This window comes from Bacillus sp. V3B, from assembly GCF_024494465.1.
Classification (GTDB): domain Bacteria; phylum Bacillota; class Bacilli; order Bacillales; family Cytobacillaceae; genus Bacillus_BD.
The window spans coordinates 17,162-29,599 of record NZ_JAETXM010000013.1 but is presented as its reverse complement, the minus strand read 5'-3'; the positions used below and the strand labels follow the sequence as shown (position 1 = coordinate 29,599).

General features: G+C 36.7%; 9 protein-coding genes. 8 read left to right on the top strand and 1 reads right to left on the bottom strand.

The window, feature by feature from the left end; all coding sequences use genetic code 11:
• Positions 1 to 13: 13 nt before the first annotated feature.
• From JMM81_RS14605 to helD, 8 genes are all read left to right on the top strand, one after another.
• Positions 14 to 385 (top strand): hypothetical protein, encoded by a 372-nt coding sequence (locus tag JMM81_RS14605; RefSeq protein ID WP_256242295.1) that lies wholly within the window; start codon positions 14 to 16, stop codon positions 383 to 385.
• A gap of 204 nt (positions 386 to 589) precedes the next feature.
• A complete protein-coding gene (locus JMM81_RS14600) occupies positions 590 to 790 on the top strand; it encodes a cold-shock protein (protein WP_256242293.1) in 201 nt (66 codons plus the stop codon).
• A gap of 137 nt (positions 791 to 927) precedes the next feature.
• The gene (locus tag JMM81_RS14595) at positions 928 to 2,073 is read left to right on the top strand and encodes an exonuclease SbcCD subunit D (RefSeq protein WP_256242292.1); all 1,146 of its coding nucleotides are present in this window, start codon (positions 928 to 930) and stop codon (positions 2,071 to 2,073) included.
• Complete coding sequence (locus JMM81_RS14590) at positions 2,070 to 5,210, top strand: SbcC/MukB-like Walker B domain-containing protein (protein WP_256242291.1); 3,141 nt, start codon at positions 2,070 to 2,072, stop codon at positions 5,208 to 5,210. Before JMM81_RS14595 ends, JMM81_RS14590 begins: the two co-directional genes overlap by 4 nt.
• Positions 5,211 to 5,415: 205 nt before the next feature.
• Positions 5,416 to 7,296, top strand: coding sequence for a selenocysteine-specific translation elongation factor (gene selB / locus JMM81_RS14585; RefSeq protein ID WP_256242290.1), 1,881 nt, complete (start codon positions 5,416 to 5,418; stop codon positions 7,294 to 7,296).
• A gap of 156 nt (positions 7,297 to 7,452) precedes the next feature.
• Positions 7,453 to 7,722, top strand: a complete 270-nt coding sequence (locus tag JMM81_RS14580) for a C40 family peptidase (RefSeq protein ID WP_256242289.1) — start codon at positions 7,453 to 7,455, stop codon at positions 7,720 to 7,722.
• A gap of 204 nt (positions 7,723 to 7,926) precedes the next feature.
• The gene (locus tag JMM81_RS14575) at positions 7,927 to 8,160 is read left to right on the top strand and encodes a group-specific protein (RefSeq protein ID WP_256242288.1); all 234 of its coding nucleotides are present in this window, start codon (positions 7,927 to 7,929) and stop codon (positions 8,158 to 8,160) included.
• A 107-nt stretch (positions 8,161 to 8,267) separates the two neighbouring features.
• On the top strand, positions 8,268 to 10,613 hold the full coding sequence (gene helD, locus JMM81_RS14570; protein WP_256242287.1) for an RNA polymerase recycling motor HelD: 2,346 nt from the start codon (positions 8,268 to 8,270) through the stop codon (positions 10,611 to 10,613).
• A 190-nt stretch (positions 10,614 to 10,803) separates the two neighbouring features.
• On the opposite strand, the gene JMM81_RS14565 is transcribed toward helD, so the two are convergent.
• Positions 10,804 to 12,360 (bottom strand): ABC-F family ATP-binding cassette domain-containing protein, encoded by a 1,557-nt coding sequence (locus JMM81_RS14565; protein WP_256242286.1) that lies wholly within the window; start codon positions 12,358 to 12,360, stop codon positions 10,804 to 10,806.
• Positions 12,361 to 12,438: the final 78 nt, after the last annotated feature.

Genomic DNA, 12,438 nt, shown 5'->3' with positions numbered 1-12,438 from the left:
AAGGTGAACAGTGATGTCTAGAATCTTTACTGATTACGTTAATAAAGTAGCGATTACGATTCCTGAGAAATTCATTGATGTTAAAACAGGAGAGTCTCATCCAGTATCACAGAAAGTTCAAGATCAAATAGACTATCATACACAAAACAATACGCTTATTCATTTTGTTATGTCAGCTCTTACTCATTACCTTCATCCGAAAAAGGTGAATGGAGGAACAGAGGAAATCCTGTATGAGTTATCCGAAATAAAAAGAATGATGCAACAAATGCCAACTTTAACAACTGACGCTCCTTTATTCATGGATCAACATGAGCAAATAAAAGTACCAGTCGACGTGGATATAAAAGAATTAGAAGAAATTTTAGATGCTTTTGGAGGGTAGAATATATAATTAATTGTATATTCTAAATCTTTACATTATTAACTAAAACTGATAAAATTTAATTAACCGTTATGCATCGTGTTAGAATTTTGCATGCTGCTTATTCGAAGGTTTAATCTTAGATTGGATGAGTAATGGACTGCGATCAACGTTGTAAATGGTAAATTTCAGAGGGCTCTATGGCCCATAGGAGGATTTTTTTACATGAAAAATGGTAAAGTAAAATGGTTTAACTCAGAAAAAGGTTTCGGATTCATTGAAACTGAAGATGGAAATGATGTATTTGTACATTACTCAGCAATCCAAACGGAAGGTTTTAAAACCTTAGAAGAAGGTCAAGAAGTATCCTTTGAAATTGTAGACGGAGCTCGTGGCCCACAAGCAGCTAACGTGACAAAATTATAATTTTATAATCAAAACATAAAAAGCTCAGCCAATGGTTGAGCTTTTTATATTTCCACCAAAATTAGGCTCCCTTACTGATTTTCTTATTTGCTATAATAGGAGAATCGTTATTAGTCAGAAAAATAGGGGTGACAAGAATGAAATTTATCCATACAGCAGATTGGCATTTAGGAAAATTGGTACATGGTGTTTATATGACGGAAGATCAGCGTTTTCTTCTGGGGCAGTTTGTCCATCTTGTTGAAGAAGAAAAGCCGGATGCAGTTATTATTGCTGGTGATTTATATGATCGCTCAGTTCCACCCACAGATGCTGTGGAACTCTTAGATGATATTTTATTTCAAATAAACGTTGAATTAAAAGTTCCGATTGTAGCGATTTCTGGTAATCATGATAGTGCAGAACGTCTTTCTTTTGGTAGCGCATGGTATCGGCACAGTCAATTTTATTTAACGGGGAAGCTAGAAAAAGAAATTCGTCCGGTTCATATCAATGGAGTGAATTTTTATCAGGTCCCTTTTGCTGAGCCGGGAATTGTGCGTCATTTATTGGCTGATGATTCGATACACACACATCAAGATGCAATGAAAGCTATAATTGGTAACATTGAACAAACATTAAATGTAAATGAACCAAATGTTTTTGTTGGACATGCTTTTGTGTTAGGTGGAACGACAAGTGATTCAGAACGAACGTTGTCAGTTGGTGGTTCGGGCTGTGTTTCTGCTGATCTTTTTGATGCTTTTTCATACACAGGTCTCGGTCATTTGCATAGCCCTCAAGCGATTCGACATAATACGGTGAAATACTCAGGTTCGTTACTAAAATATTCTTTTTCTGAGGCGAAGCAAAATAAATCAGTCTCGATTATTGAAATGGATGAAAAAGGTCAGTTTGACTTACGCTACCGTTCCCTTACTCCGAAACGTGATATGCGTGAAATGGAAGGCTATATGGAAGAATTGCTCGATCCGCAATACTATGAAGAAGAAAAACGAGATGATTATTTAAAAATAACCTTGCTTGATGAGGGAGCATTACTTGATCCAATGGGTAAACTCCGCCAAGTATATCCTAATGTGCTTCATTTAGAAAAAAAAATACATGTAACAGATATGAAGGAAAAACAACAGATAGGATTATTTCAGGATGAGAAAAAATCGGAGCTAGAGTTATTTGAACAGTTTTATACAGACATGACAACATTAGAATTCACCGATGATAAGCGGAAAGTTATGAGTGAAGTGATTGGAAAAGTATTAAAGGAGGATGTAGCGAAATGAGGCCGTTAAAATTAATGATGCAGGCATTTGGTCCATATGCTTCCAAAGAGGAGATCGATTTCACTCGTCTTGGCTCACGAACAATGTTTGTCATTTCAGGAAAAACAGGTGCAGGTAAGACGACGATTTTTGATGGAATTAGCTATGCCATATACGGAAAGGCAAGTGGAGAGGATCGTAATGGATCTGATTTACGGAGTCAGTTTGCTGAGGAGGGGCTTCCAACTGAAGTAGCTCTCGAGTTTAGTTTGCGAAATAAAAGATACTATATTAAGCGCTCCCCGCAACAAGAAAAGAAGAAAGATCGTGGGGAAGGCTTTACAACTGTAGGGGCAAAGGCAGAGCTTTATCTATACGATGAAGAAGGAAATCAGCAATTGCTTGCGGCCAATGTTCGTGATGTTGATATAAAAATAAAAGAAATTATGCTAATTGATAGTAATCAATTTCGGCAAATCCTGATGATTCCTCAAGGAGAGTTTCGAAAGCTCCTTACATCGGATAGCAAAGACAAGGAAGTCATTCTTCAACGTTTGTTTCACACAGAAATTTACAAAAGGGTTGAGGATAAACTAAAAAAAGAAGCAACGGATCTTAAAAACCTAGTAGAAATGCAAACGAATGATCGAGATCAAGCGATCCGACATATTCAGGCCTTTTTTCATGATGAATTAAAAAATGTTTTAGATGAGGGAAGTACGAATGATACGGTCATCCTTCCATTATTAAAAGAAGAAATAAATCGATCGGCTGCTGAACTACTGAAGTTGAAAAAAGAAACGGAAGTAAAGGAAGCTGAGCGAGAAAGGCTCCAACAACAATTGTTTGAAGCGGAAGTGATCATGAAACAGCTCAAGTCAAGAGAAGAACTCCAGTCTAAAAAGGCATATCTCGAAGGACAGAAACCGATCATAGAAGAAAAGGAACAAAGGAGTATTCGTGCCCAGAAAGCTGCATTACTGACGAACCAAGAGGAGTTATGCGATCGTTTGAAAAGAGAACTTGGCGATGCAAAGGAGAATTTAGGAGCAATTGCAACGGAAATGACGTCCCTAACGAAGATTCACTCGGAATGTGAAAATGTGTTGAATAAGGAAAAAGAGCGAGAAACGGAGAGAAATGAAGCATTAGACCAAATCAATCGTTTAAAGAATATGGAAGAGGGTGTCCGTTCGCTTTCTTTGGTTCGTCTCGAAGTGGAAGGGTTGGATAAGCAATTACAGGAGAAATCAACGGATAAAAAAAGAATCGAAGAACGGATGAAAGCTTTAGATCAAGAAATTCGAAAACGAAATGAAGAAAGACAGCAAATTGAAAAAGATCAGCTTGCCTTTTACGAGAATGAACGAAAGATGGACAAGTTGGAACGTGAATATGACCAGCTTATTCAATACGAAAAACAGCATAAAAGTTATAAGCAGGCTGTTGTAGATGTGCAGAGTAAGTTAGACTATTTTCAGCATTCCTTAGCCCGTTTTGAGGATTCTAAGGCACTCGTGGTAGAAATAGAGCAAAAATGGCTTCATGGTCAAGCAGCAATTTTAGCGAATCAGTTGCAAGACGGTGAATCGTGTCCAGTTTGCGGTTCAACGCATCATCCGAATCGGGCAGTGAGTGTGGGAGAAGATATACCAAATGAAGAGGATTTAAAAGCAGCTAAACAACAAGCTACCCTATTAGAAACGGAAAAAAGCTCTGCTGAATCAGCCCTTTTTAAAGCACAGTCAATAGAAAAGGCATTAGAAGAAGGCATGACTGAGTTGTTGAACCGGATTGTTAAGCATCAGCTTCATTTTGTTGCGGACGAACTTGATAGGGTAAAAAGTTCTGTTTGGGAAGAAAAACAAATTCTTCAAACAACACAAGGTCATTTACAAAAGCAAAAGGAGAAACTTGTTACCCTTATAAACGATGTAGAAAAATACGAGAAAGAAAGTCGTTTACAATCGGATCAATTGTCTCAAATAAGAGAAGTGGTAAACGATTTAACCATTCAATTTACAAAGAAAAATACTTTGTTGTTACAAATGGTTGAAAAAATTCCTGAAAGATTACAGTCGATCGCAGCTTATGAAAATGAACTTCAAATGGCTGTACGTCACTATGAAACGTTAGTGAAGAATTTGGAGCAGGCTGGGGAGCGTTATCGAGAGATAAATGACAGGCTTGTTACGGAAAAAGTACGTCATGAGGAGGCAGAAAAACAAGTAAAATCATTAGATATGAAGGTAAAGGTTGAATGGGAAGCATTTATGACCAAAATGGTGGAACAAGGATTTAAAGAATATGCTTCCTATCAAGAATCAAAAAAATCAGATGAAGAGATTCATAGACTTCAACAGGAAGTTCGTTCCTATCATGAAGGATATCGTTCTGTATGTGATCGCTTTGAAGAATTAACAAAATACCTTACTGGAATGAAAGAACCAGACATTTCGGGTTTGAACTCTGCTTTTGAGGAAATAAAGAATGACATTCAAATATTACAAGATCGTTATACAAATCTTTTTGTTCGAAAAAATGAAAATGAACAAACAGCTATCAAAATTGAGCATATTAACAATGAAATAAAATCATTAGAAGAAAAATATGAGTTGATTGGTCATTTATCTGAAATGACGAAGGGACAGAATACGTATCGAATTACGTTTGAAAGGTATGTACTAGCTGCTTTTCTCGATGATATTTTACGAGAGGCCAATGGGCGTTTAGCGAAAATGACGAGTGGACGTTATGCGTTACGCCGAAAAGCCGATCGTTCAAAAGGAAATGTACAAAGTGGATTGGAATTACTTGTTTTTGACCAATATACAGGACAAGAACGACATGTAAAAACACTTTCTGGTGGTGAAAGCTTTAAAGCAGCCCTTTCTTTAGCCCTCGGGTTGGCCGATATTGTTCAGCAATATGCAGGAGGGGTATCATTAGAAACGATGTTTATTGATGAAGGGTTTGGGACCCTTGACCCTGAATCTTTAGATCAATCGATTGAATCTCTGATTGATATCCAATCCAGTGGTCGACTTGTCGGCATCATTTCCCATGTGCCAGAATTAAAGGAACGAATTGATGCTAGACTTGAAGTTGTAGCCACCCAAAGCGGCAGTTGGACAGAGTTTCAATTTTTGAATGAATAAAGTTTTATTTTGATTCTGAAGCATTCGTGCATACAAGGAGTGGGCACCTTTTTCCATCCTTGTATGCCATTTAGTGTTGTTGGTATTAGGATAATAAAAGATAAGATTTGATACATAAGAATATTAGTTCTATCAGACGAACTATTGGAGTTTAGTCAATATGCTATAATAGAAGCAAAATTGTACGGAAAAGTAGGTGGTATCAATGAGTAAACGTTATTTTACAATCGGAATGGCAGGTCATATTGATCATGGTAAAACAACGCTAACGAAAGCACTAACCAATGTCGATACCGATCGATTAAAGGAAGAAAAGGAACGGAATATATCTATTGAGCTTGGCTTTGCTCCTTTATATGAGGATGAAGATATCCAAATATCGGTTATCGATGTTCCAGGGCATGAACGGTTTATTCGGCAAATGATCGCGGGTGTTGCTGGAATCGATCTGGTTGTACTAGTTGTAGCAGCAGATGAAGGTGTTATGCCACAAACAAGAGAGCATTTAGAGATATTGAAATTTTTAGGGGTCAAGAGTGGAATGGTGGCCATTACAAAAATAGATCGTGTAGAGGAAGAATTTGTTGAACTTGTAAAAGAGGATATTTTTGACGAACTGCAAAACACCGTGTTTGAAAAAGCCTCGTATGTTCTTGTAGATAGTATTTCCCATAAAGGAATTGAAGAATTAAAGACAATGATCATTGAAAGATTAAAGGAACAGGAAATGCGTGATATTCGTGGTGCTTTTCGTTTACCGGTCGATCAAGTGTTTACGGTAAAGGGTCAAGGTACTGTTGTGAGGGGAACGGTATACGAAGGATCGGTTGAAGAAGGACAGCCATTAAAAGTCATGCCAAAAGGTCTAGAAGTTAGAGCAAGACAAATTCAAGTTCATCATCAGTCGGCAAATCAGGCGTTTGCTGGGCAACGTGCAGCAATCAATCTTTCGGGTGTGTCAAAGGAGGAACTTGAACGTGGTGATGTGCTTGTTTCATCCGAGCATTTTATTGTCACAAAAACGATTGATGTAGCAGTCCACATTGTCAGTGATTTAGATTATATGGTAAAGCAGCGAATGCCTATTAAATGTCATATTGGAACAGCGGAAGTAATGGGAAGGATCGTCTTTTTTGATCGAAATGAACTAGAAACAGAAAGTGATGAAATTCTTTGCCAGCTACGGCTTGATGAGGAAATCGTCACGAAACGTGGGGACCGTTTTATTTTACGTCGACCAAGTCCACAAGAAACAATAGGTGGTGGTTGGGTTATTGAACCACGTGGGGAAAAATACAAATTTGGTTATCGGACGATCGAACAATTGGAAAAGAAAAAGGTAGGTACTCCTAAGGAAAGGCTTACGGCTGTTCTGGTAGAATCGAAAAGTTTATCATTGCCTGAATTAATTAAACGGACTTCATTAGATAAAGAATTAATCTTAACGGAAATCATAAGTGATGAGTTTGTGTTTTATGATAAGAAGGAGTATACTCTTCGTTCTGTTATTGAGACGATTCAAGAGGATTTTAGTGATCGTATATCCTTTTATCACACTCAACATCCAATGAAGGCAGGGATTAATAAAGCAGAGCTTTTTCATTCATTAGAAAAGGAGTTCCCTAAATCGTTGTTGGAATACGTAGTTGAACAATCAATGGAAAGTAGTGTGTTAAGGAAAAAGGATCAATATATTGCATTAGATGAGTTCGTACCACATGTGCCAAGTAGTTGGTCGAAAAAGACGGAAAATATGTTAGAGAAATTAAAGAATGATGGATTTGTGGTCCGCTATATGGCAGATTATTTTAAAAGTGATGGCATTCCAGAGTATTTAATGAATGATTTAAAAAAATTTCTTGAAGATCAGGAACAAATTGTTTCACTCGATGGACAATACTACTGGTATGGGGATGTTTTTCGCGAAGCTGTAAGTAAACTCAGATCTAGAACAGGAACTGAGTTTGATATAGGGGAAGCGAAGCATATTCTTGGTTTATCACGAAAACTGATGATACCGTTTCTTGAAAAGCTTGATCGAGCGCAGTTGACAAAACGTGTAGAAAATAAACGGGTTTGGAAGTAACCATTGAGAAAAATGGGTTGACCATTATATCTTGTTAAAAAGAAGCTTACTAACGTAGGCTTCTTTTTTCATTTTATAGTATGAAAAGCAACAAAGTTTACGAAAAGAGCCTTCATTAATAACTGAAGCGAAAAAATATAATGGCGTACCTTATCAATGGGCTGGAAGTACTCCTCTGCTGCATTTGATTGCAGTGGATATTTAAACTATGTTTACAATAATACGGGTATTTCAATCCCACGAACGGTTGCTACAATCTGGAATGCTACAAAATTAGTTTCTTCGCCAAAGGTTGGTGATATCATATTTTATAATACGAGTGGAAATGGGTCATCACATGCTGGAATCTATCTTGGAAAGAATCAATTCATACATGCCGGAACATCAACAGGTGTTACGATTACTGACATGAACTTATCTTATTAGAAAACAAAATACTTAGCGCAAGAACACGCTTTTATTATATTCATTAAAGTGTTTGTCTTTTTTCTAAAGACAAATATCTAAACAAGGGCCTGATATCAGTTGTGTTTTAATTTGATACTCACATAAAAGATGGATATAATTTGAATAGTATAAGAATAGTAAAGGTATAACCAATACTAAATAGGAATAAAGGGGAATCGTATAATGAGCACTTGTAAATTAGATCATAGTCATGAAGATGTAAAGAAAAAATATGAATCACAACTTCCGTTTCTATCAGAGCAGATGATTCCTTTATTTGAACAGTTTTTTTCAAAGGAACATACACAAAATGTATTAAATGAAATGTTTCATTTACTCAAAAAATACGATTTAGCATCAGATGAAGAAAAAGAGGAACGATATAAGCAAATGATGCTTCTATTAAAGAATCTCTAATAGACAGATTATACAACCGTTGTTTTAAGCCTGACTTTTATTCAAAGTAGATGTTGCGTATACATATCTTTAACTTTTAGCAACGGTTGTTTCGTAGGAGTGGTCTCATGGGTGAAGAACAGAAGAACATAAACGAAGAACAACAACGGATTGATAGAGTGATTGTTGAAATCGATCACATAATGAAACGTTTACAAATACATGGAAAAGGCGTGAAATCAGATACGCTTGAATTAAGAAAGACATTTTGGCAGGATGTAACGGTCAACTTGGATGAACCAGATGATGTGGTCGAAACTTTTACAAGTATTAAACAACAGGCTGAGCTATTATCCGAGCGCGAACGGAGCCATGGGCAAATTCATACTCAATTAAAAATATTAACAAAATTAAAAGAATCTCCTTACTTTGGTCGAATTGATTTTAAAGAACAAGGAGAAAAAGTAGCTGAATCTATCTATTTAGGAATTGCCTCGGTAATGGATCGTAATGAGGAGCAGTTTCTGATATATGATTGGCGGGCCCCAATCTCAAGTCTTTATTATGATTTTCCTCCTGGTCCGGCTGCTTATGGGACACCTGAAGGGGAAATTTCAGGTAAAATGGAGCTTAAGCGACAATATATTATCCGAAATGGAAATATTGTCAGCATGTTTGATACAGGAATTACAATTGGGGATGAGTTACTTCAAGAAGTGCTTGGGCACAATGCGAGTACACAAATGAAAAGTATTGTTGCTACAATTCAAAGAGAGCAAAATCAAATTATTCGCAATGAAAAAAGTAAATTACTTGTTGTTCAAGGCGTGGCCGGCAGTGGAAAGACATCAGCTGCTTTGCAACGGGTGGCTTATTTGCTCTATCGCAATCGTCATACATTGTCATCTGAGAATATCATGTTATTTTCGCCAAATTCGTTATTTAATAGCTATGTGTCAACAGTGCTTCCCGAATTAGGAGAAGAAAACATGAAACAGACGACTTTTCAGGAATATTTAGATCGTCAACTAGGAGCTCAATATAAAGTGGAAGATCCTTTTTCACAATTGGAGTTTTTATTAAACGAAGAAGAAAAATCGATTTATTATCGTACTAGAATGGCCAGTATTCGTTTTAAAGGCAGTCTTCAATTTAAATCTTATATTGATCAATTTCTTGATTCAATTGATTTAGGTGGCCTTTATTTTAAAGATATTATTTTTCGTTCTACTGTCATTGTTTCAAAAATGGATATTCTTGATCAATTTTATCAGCTAGACTCTTCTTTTTCGATTCCAAATCGAATCCAAATGGTGCAGGATTGGATCATTAAGCAATTAAGGAGACAGGCGAAAAAAGAACTGAGGAAGAGTTGGGTTGAGGAAGAAATCCAATTTTTAGAGAAAGAAGATTATTTAGAAGCTTACAATGCACATAAGAAAAAATATGAACATCAGAATGAAACTTTCGATGATTTTGAACAAGAACAGAAATTCCTTATGAAGCAAGTTGTGAATCGAGAAATGAAGCCACTTATTAAAAGTGTAAAGCGTCTTCGGTTTATTGATTTGAAAAAGATCTATCGGCAATTATTTGCCGAAAAACCAGATAAGGGTTATAACGATCCTCTAGAATGGTCGAGAATTTGTCAAATATCACTGACCGCATTGGAAAAAAATATTCTTCCTTACGAGGATGCGACACCGTTATTGTATTTAAAAGATCGGATTGAAGGGAAGAAGGCAAACTTAAGTTTGCGTTATGTATTTATTGATGAGGCTCAGGATTATTCTCCCTTTCAGTTTGCTTACCTGAAGGAACTCTTTCCTTACAGTAAAATGACGTTGCTTGGCGATATGAATCAAGCGATTTTTTTACATTCAAAGGAAATGGTGAGTATTTTTGAAGTGGATTCTGAGAAGGAAAAAGAAACTATCGTATTGACAAGAAGCTATCGATCAACGAAACAAATTGTGGAATTCACGAGAGGATTGACCATTGCTGGTGAAAGAATTGAACCGTTTAATCGCGATGGAAAAAAACCGACGTTAACAAGAGTAAACAATGCAGTGGAATGGAAGAAGAAAGTACAAAAGAGAATTCGAGAACTTCGAGAATTTGGTTATCAAACCATTGCTATAATTGGAAAGACAGCAAGTGAAACGAAGTTTGCATTTGAAATGTTATCCGACGAAATTGATGGGTTTTTAATGGAAAAAGGTTCCATTCATTATGAAAAAGGGATTGTTTTTATTCCGGCCTATTTAGCAAAAGGAATAGAGTTTGATGCGGTAATCATGTACAATGCTTCACAGCAAAATTTTGGACGTGAACTGGAACGTGAACTATTTTATACAGCCTGTACGAGAGCGATGCATGAGTTGCATTTGTTTTCTCTTGGTGAGGAAAGTATGTTTATCTCTAGACAGCCTAAAGAGACTTATGAGGTTTTAAAAGAAGAGCAGTCCTTTTAATGGATATGGAAAAAAGTCGATTGCTGACTAGATGTGAGTGAACTTTTTCTGTCTGTCGGTCAGAGTAAAAAGGGTCTGTTTGCTAAGGTGTTTGACACCTTAGCAAACAGACCCTGGTTGAGATTAAAATAGATGACTCTAATTCTTAATATGGAAGATTGGATAAAAAATCAGCAAAGATGTTTATGGATTATTTATTGAGGTTTTCTGACCATTCTTCTACATTCCAAACTTTTGTAATCCATCCATCGTAAAACTCAGGCTCATGACAAACAAGAATAACTGTTCCTTTATATACTTTTAATGCTCGTTGTAATTCTTCTTTTGCGGTAACATCAAGATGGTTGGTGGGTTCGTCAAATAGAAGCCAATTACTTTCGTTCATTAACAGTGTACATAAACGTACCTTCGCTTGCTCTCCACCACTTAATTGACTAAGTGGGCGAGAAATATGTTCGTTTTTTAGCCCGCAACGAGCAAGAGCAGCTCTAACTTGATGCTGATCAAGACTAGGAAACTCATTCCATACAGCTTCAATTGGTGTTATATTTTCTGCTTTCACTTCCTGTTCAAAGTAAGAAGGATACAGGAAATCACCACGCTCAATTTTCCCACTGATCGGTTGGACAGTACCGAGCATGGTTTTTAACAAGGTTGATTTCCCGACACCATTACAGCCAACAATGGCAATTTTTTCACCGCGCTCAATTGTAATTGACATTTTTGGAAGAAGTGGGTGGGTGTAACCAATTTCAAAGTCTTTCCCTTCGAAAACATATCGACTACTTCCTCGTGCTTCTTTAAAGTCAAAGGTTGGCTTTAAAGCTGTTTCTGGACGATCAATTCGCTCAATTCGATCAAGTTGTTTTTGACGTGATTTAGCTCGACCTGTCGTCGAATAACGTGCTTTATTTTTAGCAATAAAGTCCTCTTGTTTTTTAATGAAATCCTTTTGTTTCTCGTATGCGTTAATATGTTGATTCTTATTGAGTTCAGCAAGTTCGAGAAATTTCTCGTAGCTAGCCGTATAGCGTGTGAGCTTTGAAAACTCAAGGTGAAAGATCACATTGGACACTTGATTCATAAATTCTGTGTCATGAGAGATCAAAATAAAAGCATAAGGATAGTCTTTAAGATAGGAGGTTAACCAGCGAATATGTTCTTCGTCCAAGTGGTTGGTGGGTTCATCTAAAAGCAGAACTTGTGGTTGCTCTAATAGCAATTTTGCTAATAAAACCTTTGTGCGCTGCCCACCACTTAATGCTGCTACATCACGATCAAGTCCAATGGCATCTAAACCAAGACCTCGTGCTGCTTCCTCAATTTTCATGTCAAGTGTGTAAAATCCGCCTGCATCAAGTTTATTTTGAATTTCTCCCATTTGCTCAAGTAGTTTTTCTAATTCTTCTGGTGTTGCATCTGCCATTTTGGCTGTTATTGCATTGAGTTCAGTTTCTTGTTCATATAATGGGAGAAAGGCATCTTTTAATACATCCCGCATTGTTTTTCCTGGTGTCAAGACGGTATGCTGGTCAAGATATCCGTAATGAACGTTTGGTGTCCATTCAACTTTCCCCGCATCATGAATTAATTGTTTTGTCATAATATTCATTAAGGTTGATTTTCCAACCCCGTTGGCTCCGACTAATCCTACGTGGTCTTCAGCCAGCAATCGGAAGGACACATCTTTAAATAATGTTCGATCTCCGAATGTATGACTTAATTTATCTACGGTTAATAAGCTCATTTAACATTTCCTCACTTTTAAAAAATTACTCATTGCATCATCTTACAAGATTTTTCGCTAGAAAACTAGTATTTGTTA

What these genes read in the sequence shown, in the direction of transcription:
- JMM81_RS14590 (WP_256242291.1), top strand. Translation starts at nt 2,070, where the DNA reads ATGAGGCCGTTAAAATTAATGATGCAGGCATTTGGTCCATATGCTTCC.
- helD (WP_256242287.1), top strand. Translation starts at nt 8,268, where the DNA reads ATGGGTGAAGAACAGAAGAACATAAACGAAGAACAACAACGGATTGAT.
- JMM81_RS14565 (WP_256242286.1), bottom strand. Translation starts at nt 12,360, where the DNA reads ATGAGCTTATTAACCGTAGATAAATTAAGTCATACATTCGGAGATCGA.
- selB (WP_256242290.1), top strand. Translation starts at nt 5,416, where the DNA reads ATGAGTAAACGTTATTTTACAATCGGAATGGCAGGTCATATTGATCAT.
- JMM81_RS14595 (WP_256242292.1), top strand. Translation starts at nt 928, where the DNA reads ATGAAATTTATCCATACAGCAGATTGGCATTTAGGAAAATTGGTACAT.
- JMM81_RS14575 (WP_256242288.1), top strand. Translation starts at nt 7,927, where the DNA reads ATGAGCACTTGTAAATTAGATCATAGTCATGAAGATGTAAAGAAAAAA.
- JMM81_RS14600 (WP_256242293.1), top strand. Translation starts at nt 590, where the DNA reads ATGAAAAATGGTAAAGTAAAATGGTTTAACTCAGAAAAAGGTTTCGGA.
- JMM81_RS14580 (WP_256242289.1), top strand. Translation starts at nt 7,453, where the DNA reads ATGGGCTGGAAGTACTCCTCTGCTGCATTTGATTGCAGTGGATATTTA.
- JMM81_RS14605 (WP_256242295.1), top strand. Translation starts at nt 14, where the DNA reads ATGTCTAGAATCTTTACTGATTACGTTAATAAAGTAGCGATTACGATT.